The organism is Streptococcus infantis (assembly GCF_047464615.1).
GTDB classification, from domain to species: domain Bacteria; phylum Bacillota; class Bacilli; order Lactobacillales; family Streptococcaceae; genus Streptococcus; species Streptococcus infantis_Y.
On sequence record NZ_JASHBO010000001.1, the window covers coordinates 76,155 to 97,511 of the forward strand.

Annotated in this window: 15 protein-coding genes and 2 pseudogenes; 2 read left to right on the forward strand and 15 right to left on the reverse strand. The window is 32.8% G+C overall.

Annotated elements, in window-relative coordinates:
• Nucleotides 1-15: 15 nt before the first annotated feature.
• From QM450_RS00380 to QM450_RS00415, 8 genes and pseudogenes are all read right to left on the reverse strand, one after another.
• Nucleotides 16-558 carry a ClbS/DfsB family four-helix bundle protein gene (locus tag QM450_RS00380; RefSeq protein ID WP_049513437.1) on the reverse strand — a complete coding sequence of 181 codons (543 nt, stop codon included), beginning with the start codon at nt 556-558 and terminating at the stop codon, nt 16-18.
• Nucleotides 559-569: 11 nt separating this feature from the next.
• Nucleotides 570-1,184 carry a GyrI-like domain-containing protein gene (locus tag QM450_RS00385; RefSeq protein ID WP_049513436.1) on the reverse strand — a complete coding sequence of 205 codons (615 nt, stop codon included), beginning with the start codon at nt 1,182-1,184 and terminating at the stop codon, nt 570-572.
• A gap of 60 nt (nt 1,185-1,244) precedes the next feature.
• The gene (locus tag QM450_RS00390; protein WP_414319427.1) at nt 1,245-1,805 is read right to left on the reverse strand and encodes a WYL domain-containing protein; all 561 of its coding nucleotides are present in this window, start codon (nt 1,803-1,805) and stop codon (nt 1,245-1,247) included.
• Between the two features lie 451 nt (nt 1,806-2,256).
• Complete coding sequence (gene erm(B) / locus QM450_RS00395; RefSeq protein WP_216730757.1) at nt 2,257-2,994, reverse strand: 23S rRNA (adenine(2058)-N(6))-methyltransferase Erm(B); 738 nt, start codon at nt 2,992-2,994, stop codon at nt 2,257-2,259.
• Between the two features lie 124 nt (nt 2,995-3,118).
• A complete protein-coding gene (locus tag QM450_RS00400) occupies nt 3,119-3,202 on the reverse strand; it encodes a 23S rRNA methyltransferase attenuation leader peptide (RefSeq protein ID WP_001865637.1) in 84 nt (27 codons plus the stop codon).
• 48 nt (nt 3,203-3,250) lie between these two features.
• Nucleotides 3,251-3,334 (reverse strand): annotated as a pseudogene (locus QM450_RS00405) (MLS leader peptide); the annotation flags it as partial.
• A 117-nt stretch (nt 3,335-3,451) separates the two neighbouring features.
• A complete protein-coding gene (locus tag QM450_RS00410) occupies nt 3,452-4,267 on the reverse strand; it encodes a hypothetical protein (RefSeq protein WP_037365824.1) in 816 nt (271 codons plus the stop codon).
• A gap of 76 nt (nt 4,268-4,343) precedes the next feature.
• Nucleotides 4,344-4,667 (reverse strand): annotated as a pseudogene (locus QM450_RS00415) (helix-turn-helix transcriptional regulator); the annotation flags it as partial.
• Nucleotides 4,668-4,970: 303 nt separating this feature from the next.
• Between QM450_RS00415 and QM450_RS00420 the strand changes: the two are divergent.
• Together QM450_RS00420 and QM450_RS00425 are read left to right on the forward strand one after the other, a co-directional pair.
• Entirely contained in the window at nt 4,971-5,330 is a 360-nt protein-coding gene (locus QM450_RS00420) for a plasmid mobilization protein (RefSeq protein WP_049513419.1), read from the forward strand.
• The gene (locus QM450_RS00425; protein WP_049513417.1) at nt 5,331-6,662 is read left to right on the forward strand and encodes a relaxase/mobilization nuclease domain-containing protein; all 1,332 of its coding nucleotides are present in this window, start codon (nt 5,331-5,333) and stop codon (nt 6,660-6,662) included.
• A 1-nt stretch (nt 6,663) separates the two neighbouring features.
• Here the strand turns inward: QM450_RS00425 and QM450_RS00430 are convergent, their stop codons facing one another.
• The 7 genes from QM450_RS00430 to QM450_RS00460 form a co-directional block, all read right to left on the reverse strand.
• Nucleotides 6,664-7,917: a DNA cytosine methyltransferase gene (locus QM450_RS00430; protein WP_049513415.1), complete on the reverse strand. Its 1,254-nt coding sequence runs from the start codon at nt 7,915-7,917 to the stop codon at nt 6,664-6,666.
• Between the two features lie 30 nt (nt 7,918-7,947).
• A complete protein-coding gene (locus tag QM450_RS00435) occupies nt 7,948-9,831 on the reverse strand; it encodes an ATP-binding protein (RefSeq protein ID WP_049513486.1) in 1,884 nt (627 codons plus the stop codon).
• Nucleotides 9,832-9,872: 41 nt separating this feature from the next.
• Nucleotides 9,873-10,829, reverse strand: coding sequence for a HaeIII family restriction endonuclease (locus QM450_RS00440; RefSeq protein WP_049513413.1), 957 nt, complete (start codon nt 10,827-10,829; stop codon nt 9,873-9,875).
• Nucleotides 10,830-10,842: 13 nt separating this feature from the next.
• Entirely contained in the window at nt 10,843-11,865 is a 1,023-nt protein-coding gene (locus QM450_RS00445; RefSeq protein WP_001049189.1) for a DNA cytosine methyltransferase, read from the reverse strand.
• A 1-nt stretch (nt 11,866) separates the two neighbouring features.
• Entirely contained in the window at nt 11,867-12,088 is a 222-nt protein-coding gene (locus QM450_RS00450; RefSeq protein ID WP_049513411.1) for a helix-turn-helix domain-containing protein, read from the reverse strand.
• 148 nt (nt 12,089-12,236) lie between these two features.
• Nucleotides 12,237-12,896, reverse strand: a complete 660-nt coding sequence (locus tag QM450_RS00455) for a DNA-binding protein (protein ID WP_273162462.1) — start codon at nt 12,894-12,896, stop codon at nt 12,237-12,239.
• 52 nt (nt 12,897-12,948) lie between these two features.
• Entirely contained in the window at nt 12,949-21,348 is an 8,400-nt protein-coding gene (locus QM450_RS00460) for a DEAD/DEAH box helicase family protein (protein WP_049513407.1), read from the reverse strand.
• Nucleotides 21,349-21,357 lie beyond the last annotated feature (9 nt).

Sequence of the window (21,357 nt, forward strand, 5' to 3'; positions counted from 1 at the left end):
CATCTCCATATCTGCTTATTTTTTCTTACAATTTTTTTGATGTGCTTTTAATTTCTTCATCGCCCAATCATAATGGCTTGAAGTAGTGCTTACAAAATACGAACCAAGTACACTTCCTCCTACCCACTTATAGACATCTTTTGAAAACAATTCTTCGTTTGTAAATCTCTCAGCTAATTCTAAAATATCTTTATGGGATTTCTGAAACATTTCTTTTGAATCTTCAAGAGAAGTATTTTGATGTTTTTTCCAAAACTCGACATTCATATCTCCATAAGTTTTCCAATTATATGGAGCTGGAATAAAAGGTTTTGCCACTCCCTTTAAATTTGTATCTACCCAATTCAAAAGAAGTTGGTGCCATTCATATAAATGAATCAAAATATCTCTTAAATTTTTGTCTCTTTTCCAATGAGCCTCTTTCTTTTTTTCATCACTTGAAAAGTCAAAAGGTGTATTTAATTCTTCGTCATACAGCTTAGCAATTAATACGTTCAACTTATCATAGTTTTCTTTCGCTGCAATCATTAAATCTTCTTTTGTTCTTGGTCTTGGCATAATATTTCCTCCTACTTTACGCTATATCTCAATATGGTTTTTAAGTTTTCTTCTGATGTTCTATTCTTGTTGCTCAAATAGATTTCTGTATGATAATCAAATTTTCTTAAAAGACCATGTTTTTCCATAAAACTTTCTAGTTTTTCAAATGAATATGGTTCTGTGTCAAAACTTCCAATATGTAAAATCTGTACTGCTTTGCCACCTTCTACATTATCAAAAATGATTTCATCATATAATTTATTCGGTTTTTTCTCTCTAACATTCTTAATAGCTAAATCAAAAATATCTCTTGTAATAAAATCTGGCTGTTTAATCATAATTGCATATTTCAATTTATTTTTATCAAATTGTTCTCCAGAGTTTTTTCTCCAGATGCCTTCGAGTGGAAATACAGCAAAGTCTTTGTAAGAAGAATTATTTTCATCTATATTCGTCTTTTTAAATAACATTTTTATACCATATGCTAATGTAAACAATGCCGAAACTCTATCTGAAAAATCAGCTAAATTGGGATTACCTTCTCCATTTATCATAATGAACTTCTGATTAGGAACATCTATTATCTCCGCTTTTTGCTTCGCTCCATATAAATATTTTTCTTCTTTTTTCCATTCATATTTCATAGCAAAATTCTCCTTTGTACTGATAAATATATTATACAAAAGTTAACTTGACACCATCTGTCATATTCTATATTTTTTAGCCATAATGTTTATTATGTTTTTAATTTTATCTCGAATTTCTTTCGGTTCTAACACCTCTGCCGCATCTCCATAGGAAAATATATAGTTATATAAATTGTAATCGTTGGGAAGTTCTACTGTAGCATATAAATTTCCATCTTCATCTTCTTCAATAGCACTGGATACTTCATCATATACTCTAAAAGCCATTTTTCTATCAAATTTTACTTTAACAAATACAGTTTCCTCATACTCCATTTCTTTTTTTAAGACGATACTATCAAAATCATCTTCAAAGGTATTTGGTAAAATTTCAAATTCTTTTATGCGTGACAGCTTAAAATACCTAAAATCATTTCTTGACAAACAAAATGCATACACATACCAATCCCATCCTTTAAATAGGAGTCTGATTGGCTTTACTTTTCTGCTTGTTTCTTTTTTATTACTGGAAAAATATATTAAACGAACAATATTTTTATTGATGATTGCTGATTTTATATCTTTAAATAATTCATCATAAGATTTACTTCGTTGCCAATTTGTAAAATCAACTTCTATCCAGTTGGTATTTTTTAAAGAAAAAGTATAAAATCTGTATCAATGCAAGGGCTACAAGGGTTTAGAGCTTCTGTATAAAGTGTATCAGGATTGCACGACAATAAAAAAAGCAAGGTCAAAAATGCTCTTGCTTTTTTGTGTCGTTTTCTAAGGCTCTAAAACGTATTTTAAGAGCCTTAAAGGTGGGGGTGGTATATTTAACCCTAGAAAGATACTTCACTTTGTTTTCTATGTTCCATGTACCCCAATATTGTTGCCACACTTAGGACATTTTCCTACAAGGGGTCCCGAGCGCTTAGTGGGAATTTGTACCCCTTATCGATACAAATTCCCCGTAGGCGCTAGGGACCTCTTTAGCTTCTTGGAAGCTGTCAGTAGTATACCTAATAATTTATCTACATTCCCTTTAGTAACGTGTAACTTTCCAAATTTACAAAAGCGACTCATAGAATTATTTCCTCCCGTTAAATAATAGATAACTATTAAAAATAGACAATACTTGCTCATAAGTAACGGTACTTAAATTGTTTACTTTGGCGTGTTTCATTGCTTGATGAAACTGATTTTTAGTAAACAGTTGACGATATTCTCGATTGACCCATTTTGAAACAAAGTACGTATATAGCTTCCAATATTTATCTGGAACATCTGTGGTATGGCGGGTAAGTTTTATTAAGACACTGTTTACTTTTGGTTTAGGATGAAAGCATTCCGCTGGCAGCTTAAGCAATTGCTGAATCGAGACTTGAGTGTGCAAGAGCAACCCTAGTGTTCGGTGAATATCCAAGGTACGCTTGTAGAATCCTTCTTCAACAATCAGATAGATGTCAGACGCACGGCTTTCAAAAACCACTTTTTTAATAATTTGTGTGCTTAAATGGTAAGGAATATTCCCAACAATTTTATACCTCTGTTTGTTAGGGAATTGAAACTGTAGAATATCTTGGTGAATTAAAGTGACACGAGTATTCAGTTTTAATTTTTCTGACGATAAGTTGAATAGATGACTGTCTAATTCAATAGACGTTACCTGTTTACTTATTTTAGCCAGTTTCGTCGTTAAATGCCCTTTACCTGTTCCAATTTCGTAAACGGTATCGGTTTCTTTTAAATTCAATTGTTTTATTATTTGGTTGAGTACTTTTTCACTCGTTAAAAAGTTTTGAGAATATTTTATATTTTTTTTCATGTAATCACTCCTGAAGTGATTACATCTATAAACAAATACAGAAGTTAAACGATTTGTTTGTAATTTTAGTTATCTGTTTAAAAAGTCATAAGATTAGTCACTGGTAGGAATTAATCTAACGTATTTATTTATCTGTGTAATCACTGTTTTTAGTCTGTTTCAAAACAGTAGATGTTTTATCTACATTACGCATTTGGAATACCAACATGACGAATCCCTCCTTCTTAATTACAAATTTTTAGCATCTAATTTAACTTCAATTCCTATTATACAAAATTTTAAGATAATGCACTATCAACACACTCTTAAGTTTGCTTCTAAGTCTTATTTCCATAACTTTAGGGTTAACCATACGCAAGACCAATCACTCTCGGACAATACTCATGATTTTAATGATAAAATCCATGTACCCCTTATCTACACACGTTTCAGGGCTTAAAATCGATTTGAGTAGTTTTTACTCGTCTGTTTCAACATTCCAATATTTTGAAATTGTTGGACGTGATAAACCTGTGTCTCTTTGACAATCGGTTTTCTTTCCCCAAGGTTTCTTTTTGCGCCATTCTTGGACGATTGCTTTCTTATCAGGTCTACCGCCTAGATATTTGCTATCTCTACGCCCTTTTAATTGCCTTGTGAAATTCATGATTTCAACGTGTTCCGCCCTTGTATTTCCGTTTCGCTTGGCTCTTTGAAGCGGAATGCCTGTGCGCTCGCTGATATACTCAATTTTGCGTGTAAATGCGTTTGTATCATTACGGTAGTAAGTTGCAAGAGCTGAAATAACGTCAGATAGCGTAAAATGGTTCTTATCGTCATTTGTAAGGGTCTCAAAATGTTCCATAATCATTTTACAATCCTTTTCCAACTCTTCAGGACTGATACAACATTGAACCGCTAACGAGCAAAGATTTTCAAGGCAATAGTAACGCTTTCCGACAACTGCACCGCTGATAATCTTTTGTTTCCAGTTATCATAAATTCCACGATGTCGATGAAAGACAAAATCTTCACTCGGTTTCTTTTGCCCCTCAACAATTCGGCGCTGATACCAATCAGGATACCTCTTTTTAGCTTCTTCTAAGCTCATTTTAGACTTGTAACCGATTTTGATTTTATCATCTTCTGAAAGAATTTCATTCAAGCTTTCCAGCGTGTGCTTCTCGCCTACTTTGAAAGCTAGAACGTAAGTATCATCTAGCCTTGTCTTGCTACCGACTGCGCGGAAGCCTTGCGTGAGTGTTTCATACTGAATACTGTTCTTATCGCTCATCTTTGTAACTCGTGAGTTCCAAAATAAGTCAATCCAGCGCTTCCGAACTCGTGATAACTCTTCAAAGATATTTTTATACCTGAAATAAAGCGGTTAATTTGGTTAAAAGTTCATTTTCGTACTCCTTATTTGTCAGTTCTAAACCTTTTAAGGCAATCAAAATCTGTTCTTGCTCGTTCTCAGAAAGAAATGATTTTTTCAACACAAAATCATCCGCTATTTCTATTCCACCACCTTTCCCTTGGGTGGCGTAGATGGGAATTCCGGAACTGCTAAGGACATCAATATCTCTATAAATTGTCCTTATTGATACTTCATATTTTTCCGCAAGTTCATTTGCCGTTACTTTTCCTTTTTCCAGTACATAATACAAAATTTTAAACAATCTATTGTTTTTCATTATTTAACCACTCCTAGTAGTTACTATTATACCATAAATATGACATTTTTTGTCATGTTATAAATGTGTTTTAGATAAAACGCTGACATTAACTTCTATACTTGGTATAATTAAGACACAAACTCATATCTCGCTTAACGCTTGCTTTACAAATCATTCTTATGTAGCAAGCACAGTAAGTGTGTACCCACTTACGAAAAATCGATGAAGCAGCCCCCTCGTGGTGTTGCTTCTTTTTTATCAATTTTTAACTTGTTAGGGCGTACCCTAAGACCTCAGATTTTATGAAAGGAAGTAACAGACATGGTAAATAGAATTAGAAATGTTCAGCTGAAAATAAACTTAACAGAAGAAGAAAAAGCACTTTTTGAAAAGAAAATGAAGATGGCAAAATGTAAGACGATGAACCACTTTCTAAGAAAAGTAGTATCTGAAACAGATATTTATGTTGTTGATTTACAGCCCTTTAGAGAAATTCAGGGACTACTTTTTCGATACGCAAGTAGCGTCAACCAAATTGCTAAACGAGTTAATTCAACTGGTGTTATCTATAGCGATGACATCAAAGATATGCAGTCCCAAATTGAACATCTATCAAAAGAAATATGGCAAATACATTCCCTACTGCTCAATAAAACTACCAACAAAGGAGATGACATATAAGTGGCAATTACAAAAATACACCCTATAAAATCAACACTTAACCTCGCTATTGCCTATATAACAAATGAAGAAAAGACAGACGAAAAAATATTGGTAAGCACAAATAAGTGCTTTGCTTCTACTGCCCATACTGCTTTTATGAAGACTAGAGAAGATAATAAAGTTAATGGAACAGTACTTGCAAGACACCTTATTCAGTCATTTATGCCTAGTGAAGCAACGCCCGAAATGGCACATCAAATCGGTCTTGAACTGTGTAAAAAGATATTAAAGGACGAATATGAATTTGTACTATCTACTCACATAGATAAAGGGCATATCCACAATCACATCATATTCAATAATGTAAATATGGTTACAGGCAAGTGCTATCAATCCAACAAGAGAAGCTATCATCAAATTAGGTATCAAAGTGATAAACTATGCAAAGAAAACAACCTATCTGTTATTGATGAGTTCTACGAAACTTATAGGAAGAAATATAAAACTAATGGTAAGTCATGGTATGAAAATGACCAACTTAAGAAAGGTACTTCTTGGAAAAGTAGACTTCAATTTGATATAGATAGAGCTATTAAACAATCCAAAGATTGGGCTGATTTTATAAAGAGAATGGCTACCCTTAATTATGAAATCAAATATGGAAAACATATTGCATTTAAGCACAAGGACAAAGAAAGATTTACAAGAGCTAAGACTATTGGAGAAGATTATACTGAGGATAGATTAAAAGAGCGTATCTTAGATAATGCTAATCAAAGAACCTATGCTGTTAAAAAACGTATCGGAAATATAATTGATATTGAGAATAATGAAAAGATAAAATCAAGTAAAGGCTATGAGTATTGGGCTACAAAACATAATTTGAAAACTGCAGCCGATACTGTACTTTTGATGCGTGAAAAAAGATTTAAGTCTATCTCCCAGCTTGATGAATACATTAAAGAGAGTGCATTAAAAAGACAAGATTTACAGGATCAAATCAAAGTTGTTGATAACAAAATTTCAACTCTATCAAATATTATGGAACAAGTTCATACCGTAAAATTGTATCGTCAAATCTATTTAGAATATAAGAAAGATCCATCTGATAAGGCTTTTTCTGAAGAACATAAATCAGAAATAACGCTCTATGAAAATGCCCTTTCAGACCTAAAAAAATCTTACTCAAAACTTCCAAACTCCAAGGATATTTTGAAAGAGCTTGATTCATTGCATGAAAAAAAGAATACCCTGATGCAAGAGTATTCTTCTTCAAAATCCGATATGAAAGAACTATATCAAATCAGAAAAAATTATGAAAAATATATGGGTAAGGAGATTGAAAGGTAATTCATTCTCCTTTTTCTCCTCTCAAAAAATCTATAACGGCCATTGCAATTTTTTTAGATAAAATTGGTGGAACAGCATTGCCTATCTGTTTAAATGCAGCTGTTCGTGAATGTTCAAAATAAAAATCATCTGGAAATCCTTGTATTCTAGCTGCTTCTCTTACTGTAATTGAACGATTCTGTCTTAAATCTGGATGAATATAGTAATGTCCATCTTTCGCTATATGAGCAACAACTGTATGACTAACAGAGCCATAATCCAAAGCTTTATATCTATCTAAAAAAGATGTTGTATTAGAATGCGTTTGTAGTTCTTCAGGTATATCGATATACCTTAAATTCTTACCTTTTTTCTTAGCTCTTAGTACCAATTTATATATCTTCAAATCATTTTCATTATGAGGTCTTGCAGCATGTTGTGTTAAAATATCATCTTTTTTACGAATATATTTTTCAACGAACTGACTCGAAACATCACAACGATACTTATGAGAACTTCCTCCAGACTTTATACTTGGCAAGTCCTCAAACAATTCTTTTATAGTTGGAGCAGCCTCAACATATTCAGCCAAACTGTCAAAAAATGAGTTATCGAACACTAAATCTTTTCGATGTCCGACAAGTATTAAACGTTCTCTTTTTTGTACTACACCATAATTACTTGCATCTACTATTTGATAATCTACCTCATATCCGCACTTATCAAATTCGCAAATTATTTTTGGCAAGAGTAACTCTCCTGATAAATCTTTAAAAGAAAGCAACCCTTTAACATTTTCAAAAACAAAGAACTTTGGTTTATATTTATCCAGAAAATCTAAATAATGTTTATACAGATAAATTCTTTTATCTGTAGATTTTTTCGACTTGTTATTGGCTCTACCGATTGTAGAGTATGCCTGACACGGTGGTCCACCAATAATACCATCTAACTCATTATTGCCTAATCTTTGGTCAATAAATTCAAAAATCGAAGGTATAGTATCTTTACTTATTTCCTTATTCAATATATCTTTAGTTAGATTTCTTGGTATAATCGAGTACAAATCATCTCTCGAGATTTTTCCTTGAATATATTCAAAATATGGAGATAGGTTATTTTCTTTTTTTAAATAGTAATATATGTTTCTTAATTCTAAAGAAGAGCAAGCATCTTTGTCCATTTCTATATGACAAATAAAATTATAATAGTCTTTATACCTAAAGCCTTCGGTTAATCCACCTGCTCCCGAAAACACATCTACTATATTGAGCATAACCACACCTCCTTTCAAGTTGTTTTATCACTATACTTCTTTATCTGGTTTATAAATGCTCTCAATCTCTTTATACCTAGTTATATAATCTTTATTATATTGCTTTGCCTGCTGCAGTAAATCTGAATACGATTTAATATAGAGTTTGCCTGTATCTTCCAAAGACGAATAAAAATCTGTCGTCTCATCGTCCATCACAAAACTATCTGAAATCAAAAATGTTTTAACACCGTTTGCAATACTCTCTTTATGATTTTTCAGCAAAAATCTTTCGTATTCCCTTGCTTGTCTAATTTCTTTTAACGAAATTTTTATTCTTGGTCTCTTTAATTCAATTATTATCAATTCGCCATTTACTAAATTGCAAAGAAAATCTAGTCTTCTATTTTTTTCTTCAAGTTCTGTATCTGGAAAATTTTCTTTTAATATCTTCTTGAAGGTAACTTCTCGTTCAAATGTTGTAATCCTTGGATCCAATATCCATGGAAATTTTTCTAAGAAAGGTTGAATAACTTTTGTTTCACTTGCATCATTTCTTACATACTTTTCGAACTGTTCAATTGCCTTAATACGTCCGATTGATATTTTAGCCAACTCTTTAGATTCTATATATTCCCAATCTGTAGTAATTTTTTCCACTTTATCAACCGTTAAATCTTCATCATCTAACTCGGCAATATAATTTTGAAAACTTTCAAATTTATATAATGTTTTCATGCTATCTAAGATTCGTTTCAACGAGTCAATATTATCAGTTTCTATCGAGTTAGCAATTAAAGTATCTTTAACTTTATTTATACTAGATATTTCGAGTTTTGACATTCCTTCAAAAAAATCTTCAGGAAGTTGCAACTGTTCTTCTTTCTTATCTTTTCTCTTTTTTCTCCAAGAATTTGAAACTTTAGATACTAATTTATTAAGATATTGTTTTAATTTAGCTGTATCTTCATCCGCTTCCCATAAAATGTTTTTTCTATCTGTGGATATAAAATCAGCTTCATTTGAATCATCAATAAAATCTATATTAAAATATCCAGTAACATATCCATTAAACGTATCATTCGCTCTGTCATCAAAAAAATCATTCTCAGCAGCAAGTTTATTTCTTACATAAATGTAAAAACCTGCTTCCGATTTGTTCAATGGTGTTTTTTTTGTAAAAATTTTACCTGAAACATTATGAGATTTCAACCATTCAAACCATTCCGTTTGACTTAACTCGCTTTCAAAATCATCTGGGAAATTCCAGTCAAATTCTTTATCTAATTTCTCAAAATATATGGATTTAGTTATTTCAATGCGTCTATCCGATGTTAAATCAACTAACTCCACTTTAAAATCAGAATCATAGAACGAAAATCTTTTTGATAAATTATATGCCAGAGTGTCTATATCCATAATATTTTTTTGAGTTATCTCTTTAATAATTACTTGTGTTTGATGTAGCTCATCTGTTTTTTCATTTTCATATAATGCCTTTGGCTTATATTCATCCTTGATTTCAGCCTTAAGTTCATCGTAGTTCATACTAAAGGCGTTTTTTATTCCTTCTTTTATCGAATGAACTTCAATTGTGTTTGCTATTCCAAATACTGCTAATTTCCCAAGTCCCTTTTTACCGGTTACTTTTCTGCCTTTAATTTTAGATAATCCAGTTCCCTCAGCTTTTCTTCTATTTCTACCAATTTTCAAGAAATTTTCATTCAATTCCTCGTGATTCATTCCAATTCCATCATCTGTAACTGTAACAATTTTATTATTGTAATCTATTTCTATTACAACATTTTCAGCATCTGCATCATATGAGTTAGAAATAAGTTCAGCAATTACTGGGGGAAATTTGCTATACAACTTAATACCTAGATGATCAATTGTATTCTTATCAAATTTTATTTTAAATCCACTATTTTCCATAATATTACATCTGATAAAACTATCAGCCCCTCCTAGCATTCCTATTTCCATCTACAATCTATCGATATAATTGTTGTAGGCATACCTATAATTTGTATATCAAACTTCAAACTTGATTCAACCTTAGTCGAAGCATTATGAATTCTGAAACTAAATTGCCAACCGCCATCAAGGTATAGTTCCAATGTATTCTTACTGTCTGGTTTATATTCCAAGCTAACAATCCTTGTTGGAAGTGTTGATATTGGCAATTCAACACTTCTTTTACGCTTTTTACCCTGTCTATTCAACGTTCCTCTCAAATTGTAGCTTTGAATTTGAGTTATCTTTTTATTATCAATCCCAATTACTTTATAAAAATCAAATTCTCCGAGCAAATACTCAACCATCAATCTAGGAATATCTTTACTAAACAAGCAATTTTGTCTCTCCAGTTCCCCTTTAAATGCATTTAATAAAGGAACATATACATCGTCTTCTTTGTTAGGTAATTCACTCCACTTAGAACCCTTTTGTTTTTCAGAATCAAGATATTCAAATATTGGTTTAATATCTTTCCAATATTGTTCAGAACAATCTATTCCATACCACTTTTTTCCAAAATCTAAATTTTTAGATAATCTACTATGTTTTACAGCAAAATGGTTGTGTTTTACGCTAAGACCAATTTCCCACTCAATACCTCGTCTAATAATCAGTACATCTCTTACATCGCCTTCTTTACCTTTATCATCTGATTGAATTTTCAATTCCAACTCATCTAATCCATCATCTAAAATCAACGGTTCAAGTTCAAATATAGTATTTACTCCAGCTAATGCACTAATCTTGTATATAGCTTTTTCAGAATCGGTTAAAGTATTCCATGCACGTTCTGCAGCATAAAAACTACTGTTTTTTTCTATCTTTGCCGGACGAACTTTTGATATTTCTTCAAACAATGTAGTTAAATAAGAAAACTCATATGCCCTTCCTTGATTATTACTTTTTTCACTCATAGATTACCTCCGCCTAATTATCTGTGCCTGTTTTTAAGAGACTCAAATTTGAACTAGAATTACGTAAAGCTTCTAAAATTGACTCAGCCATAACATACGCTAAGTTCACAGGAACAGCATTACCAATCATTTTATATGCATCGTTCAAATTCGTATAATAGAATTTAAAATTATCTGGGAATCCTTGTATTCTTGCACACTCTCTCACGGTTAATCTTCTATATAGTGCTTCCTTACCAGGTTCAAATATATTTTTATTTTTTTCTACTTTAGGCATAACTGGTGCTTGCGGATGTAGTTGACACTGTCTACCAGATGCCTGGACCGTAAATGCCTGTTCATCCCATTGTCTAACTCTATTTCTACTCATAAATATTGGCGAATAGGCACCAATAAAGTATTCATGATTCAAAACTTTACAGTTATCACCATTTGTCTTATTTTTTTCTAATGCTGGAATTGCCGAATCTTTTAAATCAAATATCGCATCTTTAAAAGTCAACTTTGACTCGTATGGTTTAGGTGGTTCAAATTTGATGTTTAAATCCTTTCTAAATCCAACATAGAAAACTCTTTTTCTATCTTGAGGAACACCATAATCACTAGCATTTAACAAATGAATGAAAACATCGTAACCAGCTTCCTCAAATTGAGAAACAATATTTTCAACAGCACTATTATGCCTTTTCGCCATCATGCCCTTAACATTTTCTGCTAAGAAGAACTTCGGCTTTTTATCTTTCAAAATGCGTATGTACTGATAAAATAATTGTCCTCTAGGATCATCAATCCCCTTTAATGACCCTGCCTCACTCCAAGACTGGCATGGCGGACCTCCGATAATACCATCACATTCAGGAAACATCTCTGAAGGAATACCACAAATATCTCCCTTAATAAGTTTTGTATCATGATTTTTTTCATATGTTTCCCAAATTGTTTTATCGTATTCATTAGCAGCTACAACATTAAACCCTGCTTTTTCAAAGCCTAAGTCTAATCCTCCCGCTCCTGAAAACAAGCTAATTAAATTCATTTTATATTTCCTCCGAAGAATCATTAACACATTCTACAATCTCTGAAATATCACATTCCAATACATTACAGATTCTTAGTAACACGTCAGTTGTGACATTATCACCATTTTTAATTTTATAGAATGTACTTTTACTCACTTTTGCTCTTTTCATAAGTTCAGTATTTTTCATATCTTTATCTATCAATTTTTTAAACAATTTTTTATAGCTGAATTTTGACATGACTAACCTCCAGTCATTTTCTTGTTAAAATCATATCGCTTCTATTATACCACAAAACTAGTACTTATAGTACACTTTTATTCCCTTTTCTCGAACTGGTTTTGCAAAAAAAATAATCGGTGCAGCCCGAAGACTACACCGACATATCTTATCTCTCAGTTTCCTTTAGAGATTCTTTCTTTTCTACAGGTTTTGCTTTTTCTTCAGCCTTATATTTCTTTATTGCTCCAAGTACCGATTCTTTCTTTTCTTCTTGCTTCTTCATCTGTTCCTTTGCTTTTAAAAGCTTAGACGATAGTATTCTAACATTAGTATGTTCCTTTCCGTTATCGTCAATGGATGTTCTTACCTGACCAAAAATCTTTACAAAGTCACCTTGCTTAAAATTCTTTGGTATATCTCCCTTATCTCCATAAGCCGAACAATTTATATAAGTCTTATTTCCCTCATCATCTTTTGACACAACCGAGAAATTAACTACTTTAAAGGCTTCTCCATTTTTGTTTTCTCTTTCAATTGTTTCAATCTCACCTACGACATTCCCAACAATGTTCACCAGATTATTATCTTCTTTTTCAATTGCTGCACTTTCTTTAATCTGTCCATTTTCTCTAAGTTCATCAATCAAATAATCAAACTCATCATTAAGTAAGCTCATACTGTCATTATCCATATACTCCTGGTACAACCTATCCAAGGCATTTTTATCATTGATACCTTTTTCAAAACTAATTAGTGCCTTTGCAAAATCTTCGTGATTTTCGTTTGCCATTTGTTCTAGTGTATTTCTCATTTCTTTGTAGTTCATAATATACCTCCATTTTTCTACTAAAAATGAAAAGGAGCTTGTAATAAGCCCCTTAACGTTCATCGTGTTCTTTTGATTTATTTTCTCGTGTTTCTGCTTGTTTTTCTTGTGACTGATATGACTTAATTTGCCCTAAAATAGATGGTTTTTCAGATACCTTTTCTTTGCTTTCTGCCCTTGCATTAAGATTATCCTCTACATCATAAGTAGTTTCAAAATAGTCACTATCTCTAAAGTCATTATCGTATCTATCTGGCACACCATCATTGTCCAAATCTTCTGCAAGCGGATCATAGATATTACCATCGTCATCTCTTTCAAGACCTAATGCTTTTTTAAGGTCATTATCATCAATAGATACAAACTCTCCAAAGTCTCCATATTCCATTTCTTGTTTTAGAAATTCCAATGCCTTTTCTTCACTTCCAAGGTCTTTGAGATAATCAATCTTTGTGATTGATTCTCCATTGATATATTGAGTAGCTGTAAAATCTTCTAAGCTAATTTCATATTGGATTTCATGCTTTTCATCTGGTGTAGTAGTATATGCAATTCCAATATGAGCAAGGTCAGGAAATAGATTATTAAAATTTTCATAGGTATAACTATCATCTTCATATTCCCTTTTGCAAAAATCTACAATAGCCCTCTTTACATCTTCAAGTAATGGATTAGGATTTTCTTTTTCTTCTACTTCTCCCATATCAAGTAGCTTGTTTAATTCTGTAAGCCTTAATACTTTTGTCTTTAGTTCATCTGCTTTTTCAAAAGGCTTTGTTACTTCTTCTTTTGCATTTTCCAGTTGTTCCTTTGTGCTAACGAGTTTTTCTTCAAGACGATTTAACCTTTCAGGTATTTTATCAATAGCATTGTCTAATCTTGTAATATTACCATCTGAACTTGTACCAAGCTCTCCTGAATGGTTTGTAGCACCTTTTAAAGTGAAATTATGCTCATTGGTGAAGAAGTTATAGCTTACCTCTAAATCCATATTTCGATACTGTCCGATAACCTTACTTTCATTAAGTTTTACAGTTTTAATCGCTTCTAAAAGCTTTTCTCCAGCTATCTTTTTATCTCGAATTATCTCGCCATTAATCGTGATAGAAGTGAATTTATTTTCACCACTTCCTTGTGGTTCAACATTTTCTATATCTCTTTTCACTGCTTCAATTAGCTTTTCTGTTCTTGCAATTTCTTCCGGGTAGGTTTTCGCCACCTTGTCCTCTAATCTGTAACGGTTGGACTTATAGTTTGCTTCCAACATTTTAAGTTTTGTAACCTCGTTATCCAAGTCCATTTTCTCTTTAATCTTCGGATCACCTGTGGCAAGAGCTTTAATCTCTGCATAGTTAAGGGAGCTTTCGTCTACATCTTCTGCCACACGAACAGGAGTCTTTGAAGTCATAATCTGTGAAATAAATTTCTGCTTATTCTCTATTGTCTGCCACAAGTAGCTGTCAAATGTATTCTCTGTAACATAACGATAGATACTAACTTCCTTGTTTTCATTACCTTGACGAACAATTCTACCACTTCTCTGTTCAAGGTCAGCCGGTCTCCATGGCACATCTAAATCGTGCATTGCAATTAGTTTATTTTGCACATTTGTACCAGCACCCATCTTCTGAGTAGAACCCATTAAAATACGAATTTCTCCTTTTCTTACCTTTGCAAAGAGTTCATCTTTTTGCTTATCAGTATTGGCTTCATGTATAAAGGCAATTTCTTCATTTGGTATTCCTAAATCTACAAGTTTATCTCTAATATCATCATAGATATTAAAGCTGCCATCACCTTTAGGTGTAGACATATCTGAAAATAGAAGTTGTGTTGATTTTTCTTCTTTTGTCTTATCCCAAATAGAAAATACATTTTTAACACATACATTAACCTTTGAGTTTTCATCATCTGGAAGTAAAGGATTGATTAAACGCTGATCTAAGGCAAGTTTCTTACCATCATTAGTAATCTTAAGCATATTATCTTCTTCAGGCTCTACGGACTTATTACGCACCTTATCAGCCCTTTCAGACAAGCTCTTTAGTATTTCTTTTTGTTCTTCACTTGGCTCTGTCTTAATGACCTTAAAATGAGCTTCTGGAACAGGAAGATTGAGCATATCTGCAGTTTGAATATCCGCTACTTCCTTAAACATACTTATAAGCTCAGGTAGGTTATAAAACTTAGAGAAACGAGTCTTCACTCTGTAGCCTGTTCCCTCTGGAGATAACTCGAAAGCAGATTGTGTTTCTCCAAAGGTTGATGCCCATGAATCAAAATGCTCTAATCCATTCTTTTTCAAAGTATCGTACTGTAAATATCTTTGCATAGTATAAAGCTCTGTCATTGAATTCGATACTGGAGTACCTGTAGCAAATACAATTCCTTTGCCACCAGTCATTTCATCCATGTATCGGCATTTCATAAACATATCTGATGACTTAAAAGCTTCAGATTGTCCAATACCTGCAACATTTCTCATTTTTGTATAAAGATATAGGTTCTTATAGTTATGAGCTTCATCAACAATCAGCTTATCTACGCCAAGCTCTTCGAAAGTAATAACATCATCCTTTTTGAAATCATCATTTAACTTTTCAAGCCTTGTTTCTAATTTCTTTCTGGTTTTTTGAAGCTCTTTTACTGTAAAATTTTGATTTCTATCATGCTTGTACTCTTCTACATAATTTATAATCTCATCAATCTGGTCTTGAATGTGCTTTTGTTGATATTCCTTAGACATTGGAATCTTTTCAAATTGACTATGCCCAATAATAACTGCATCATATTCGCCTGTTGCGATCTTTCCAATAAATCTCTTTCGATTCTTTGGTTCAAAGTCTTTTTTATCGGCCACCATAATATTAGCTGATGGGTATAGTTGCATAAACTCACGACCAATTTGCCCTGTAAGATGATTTGGCACAACAAACAATGACTTAGTACACATTCCAAGTTTCTTAGCTTCCATTGAGCTTGCCACCATTTCAAAAGTCTTGCCGGCCCCTACTACATGAGCAAGTAAGCTATTACCACCATAAAGTATTCTAGCAATTGCGTTCTTTTGATGTGGACGAAGCGAAATATCTGTACTCATTCCATCAAAGCTTAAATTTGATCCGTCATATTCTCGATTACGGATAGAATTAAATTTTTCATTATAGGCTTTTACAAGTCTATTTCTTCTATCCTGATCGTTAAATATCCAATTCTTAAACTCTTCTTTTATAAGTTCTTGTTTCTGCCCCGCAAGCATAGTTTCTTTTTTATTTAGTATCGAAGTCTTTGAACCATCTGGATTGAGAATTTGGTCAAACACCTTTGTTTCTTTTAGGTTTAGTGCATCTTCAATAAGCTTATAGGCACTTACTCTGCTTGTACCATAAGTCATTTCTGCAAGGTCATTTCCCCTGTCTTTGCTCTTACCTTCAACATTCCATTCACTGGTTAAATGTGAAAATTTGACTTTAATATCCCATCTTGCATATCCTGGAGTCTTTAATGTTTCAAATATGAATCTTTCAATATCTTTAGGTGGAATCCATGTTGCACCAAGCCTTACATTGATTTCACTGGCTTCAAGTTCTTTTGGCATTACTCTTTGAAGTTCTGCTTTTTGATATTCCAGTCTGCTTAGTTCGTTTACAAGTGTTTTTCTTTCGTTTTCACTTTCTTCTGGAAGCATTCGTTCTACTTGTCGTAACCTATTGATATAACTATCTACAATACCTATTTTTTCTCTAATATTTCCACTTAAGTATTCATCTTTCGTTACATAGGTATACTTAAAGGAGTTAGTCTCATCGCTACAAGCAAATGGTAAATCACCATCTTCCAAGTCAAAAGAAAGCTTCTGATTAAAACTAACATTCTTCTCCCTAATATTTAGAAAGATTTCTCCTCTAAGTTCTTCTATAAGAGTATTTCTATCCTTATCGGTTAGATTTGTCATGTAATCAAAATCTACATAGCCTTTTTGTGAAATAGATAATACCAATGCTTCAAGTGAAGAATCTACATGGTCAATAACTTTCGCTTTTGTAATGGTTCTTTTCGAGAATATATCTCCCTTTGCCTTAAAGTTTTCTTCTTCATCCAATATCTCAATAGAAGATACCAGTGGGAAGTTACTATCTTCTCGTAAAGCTCTAGTATTACTCAGGTTATTTACAAAGCCGTGCTTCTTAGAAAAACTGTCATAGACTTCGTTTAATTTATCCTGAGATTCTTTTATTTCAGCTTCACTAAAGTCTTCTTTTTGCTTGTATATTACATTCTTTAGTGCATCATTTAATTCGAGATAATCCTTAATCTTTTCCTTGTTTTTGTCCGATACTTCTTTCTTAACAAAAAGTGAATTTTCCCTGTAATATACCTCCTCATCTATGATTGTGTAGGAAAAGTTTTTTACATCATCTGTTGCTGGGATTGCTGTTACTTCATCATCTAACAACTCTATCTCTTCATACTTCGCATCTTTTGATATTCTTTCACCTGCAGCTTCAATACGATCTTTTAAAGAAGACATATTTATTTCATGAGGTAAAAATGCTATTGGCTCACAAGTAAGAGTTTTTCCAAATCTTCCACTTACTTCTCTCATGTTTCCAAGAACTTGTTCTGGATGGTCTACAAAATATTTATTATATACAAGACCATTTTCATCTTCCGCTAAATGAACCCAGTCATCATCACGCTCAAGTACACTATCTCTTTTCTTCAGGAATATAATATCTGAAGTTACTTCTGTACCGGCAACACCCTTAAAGGTATCGTTAGGAAGTCTTATTGCACCTAAAAACTCTGCTCTTGCATTTATATATTTACGGATACTTTCGTCTTTTTTATCCATAGTTCCAGATGATGTGATGAAGGCTATAACACCACCATTTCTTACTTTATCAGTGGATTTAGCGAAAAAATAGTCGTGAATAAGAAAGTTATTACGATTGTAGTCTCTGTCATTTACCTTAAATTCTCCAAAAGGTACATTTCCGATTGCTACATCAAAGAAATTATTTGAAAAACTTGTTTCTTCAAAGCCTTGTACCTTTATATCACTTTGAGGGTAGAGTTGTTTTGCAATTCTACCGCTAACCGAGTCAATCTCTACTCCGTAAAACTTAGACTTATTCATTTCATCTGGAAGATTTCCAATAAAGTTTCCAACGCCCATTGATGGCTCTAAGATATTTCCACTCTTAAATCCCATATCTGAAAGCGTCTTATATACTCCGTCTATTACAACTTTCGGTGTATAAAAGGCTGTTAAGGTAGATTCTCTTGCAGTTTCATATTCAAAAGGCGTTAGATTTTCTTTTAAGAAAGCTCTTGCTTCTTTCCACTGTCCTTCTTTACTTTCATCAAAGACATCAGATAGCCCACCCCAACCTACATATTTTGCTAAAACTTCCTGAGCTGTAATATCAAGCTCTCGTTCTCCGCTCTCCACTCTGTTAAGCATAGAGATTGCTTCAAGATTATTGTTTAACCTCTCACTTGGCGATAACTTTTCAGGTAGTGTTTCTTCTGTGATTTTAAAGTTTGAAGCTTTTGTCTTTTCACTAATTCTTGTTGTTTCTTCTAAACCGAAAAGTCTATCTAAATCGCTATCTTGTCTGTAGGCAATAACTTCTGAACCTGTAATCATTCCGCCAAGATATTCCACATTATCCTTTATGGTTACTGTCTTTAGACCCTTTCCCATGTCATCAAATCTTGTAATGGTAAAGTCCTTATTCTTATATTGAACTTCATCTCCAACCATAAGTTTTGGTCTATCAAAAGAGATTTTTTCTAAAAGCTCCTTATCATCAGCAAAACTCACAATCGGCATCATAAAGTTACCTTTTCTAAGTGGTGCAAGTCTTAAATCATTCTTTTGTAAAATGTTATTAAAAGTAATCTCTGAATCAATCCTATATGCTTCGTGATCCATATATACAGTTTTTCCGATGGATAAATCAAGGGGCTTTTCATTGATATTATCTACATTACTATCCGCTTGGTTTAGATAATCAAAAAGTGTTTCCTGCCTTGTTTGTGGCTCTTTCATTTGCGTATTTTCAGCTTCTTTTTCATCTAAAGCATATTCAGAAATTTCAAGAGCCTTATATTTTCCGCTATCAATGAGCTTATCGACGTTCGTACTTTCCTTAAAAGTAGTGCCACGATGAAGTGGATACTCTATTCCTTCAACTTCTACTTTTCTTCCAGTCTCTTCAAGGCTAATGGCAAAGCTGTCTTTTTTACTTGCAAGGATAAATTCGTTACCCACCTTAATTGCCACTTTTTCATTTTGATTGTTATATGAATATTCTTTAAGGCTATCAACAAACTCGCTCATCGTAACAAAGTCAATATTGTCCTTAAATTCTTCAATTTGACTTATGCTTACTTCATCATTTATTAGATAACCTTTTAGTACATTGAATTTTGCAAGTTCAATATCTAGGTCTTTTAAATACTTTATCTTTTCTGATGTAACACCGTTTGCATCTTTGTTCCAGTCATCAATCAGCCATTTTAACTGTTCCATCTTCCAAACAGGAAGCTTTGGATCTGCAATTTCTGTAATCTCATTTCCGTAAAAGTCATATTCTTTAATGGCAATCATAATCTCTTCTAACTGTTCAGAATTAAAATCGCTTAGCTTAATATTTGTGCCTTGAAGTGCTTCTTCTAATTTGCTTGTGGTAAGTCTACTGATTGCAATATCTCTTGATACCTCGTACTCTTCCATTATAGCTCCGACTTCTTCGGCAAAATTAGTACTTAATTCTTCTTCAAATTCCTCTATAACTTCGTTGTTAATTTCTTTATGAATTACATCATCTTCAAAGCTAAGTTCACCATTAAAGACCATCTGAAGCTCTTGTTCATCCATCTGTTTTTTAAGTTCTGTGTATTTAAGTTCTCTAAAAGTCTTTGGAAAATCCTCTAAAATTAGTCTTTGAGCATTTAGTTCTTTAAGCTCATTGATATTAAAATATCCCCATTCAGGCTCTATTCCTAAAACAAGCCCAAAGGCATCGCCACTTTCTCTATCATACTCTGTCATATACCAAGTCCAGTTACTTCTAAATGGAATAATATATGCTGCATGAACTTCTTTTTCGGCAAGGTTTATTTTTTCCTGTTCATAAAGTTCAGGAACACGCTCAAGCATTTCATCAGTCATTAGATTATATGGTTCTTCGTTAGAATAGAAAAAGGAAGCATTTTCTGCTTCCTCGTTCATATCTTCTGTGCTTTTTTCTATGCTTCTACTATTTCCTTTATCACCATCTCTTTTAGGGCTGAAATCATCGCCTTGTACTCTGGATGATTCTCGTCCATTATCTTCCAAGCTTCCATCATCTTCGGTTTTTCCTCTCTCATAAAGTGGATTGCTCTTTTCTGTACTTCCATTAGATGCATTAGTAATTTCTTCTCCTTGTAAAGGTCGATTAGCATCTGATAGTGTTTCTCCTCGCTCGTTTCTATCAGAAAGTCCAGTCTCATCACTGCGTAAGTCGGATTTGGAAATTCCTCCATGAAGCTCTTCTCGTTTTCCAGATTGTTCAAGGTCTTCTCCTTGATTTTTGAAATTATCTCGTCCGTATTCTCCATTTCCAAAAACTCGGTTTCTTGTGTCATCATCTCTTTGGTCATTTGATCGAATAACATTTTTAATCCCTCCTAAACTATTTTTTTCGTTATCTATATTATAATCGGCACTAATATCCTTTGTCAGGTCGTAATTGACAGATAAATTTTTCGTTCTTATCATGGTATTTTCAATAACATTGTCGCAAGCCTTTGAAATACAAGCCCCTACGCTCATAAGAGAAATACTATCTAAGGTTCTAAAATTTTCTTTTAGGTTATCCATTCCTATCGGATAATCTAAGTTAAACCTGTTTGAAACAGCATAGCTAATAGAATTTCTCATAAAGTTTACAAATGAGTTTCTATCTTCATCAGAAATTCTCAAGTTATTACAAAGCTCATAGATGCTGTCATCTGCATAAACTCTGCTAAGTGAGTAGATATTTTCAGATAACTTATCACTTGCTTCAAAGCCACGAAGAGTAATCATATCTTTTAGTGCTTCTTCATGTTTTTCTCTATCAAACTCCCATAGTTTTACCTCATTTACGCCTCTATCCATAGATACTGTCTGACTAATATCAAAGATATATCCAACCTTTTGGAAAGCATTACTGTCATTTAGAATAGGTATCCCTTTTTGCCCTCTCATAACAGTTCGATTAAATCTTTCTCTCCACATATCAAAGCTTGCACAAGCAGTTGCATTGGGATTTTTATCATAGATACTAAGTTGACTTAAAAAGTCATATCTTTGATTATTTCCAATGACCTTTAAGAGCTTTAGATATTCTCTTTCACTATCTAAAACATCTCTTTTTACAAGCTCAATTATGTTGTAAAAATCATTCGTTCTCATCTTTACCTC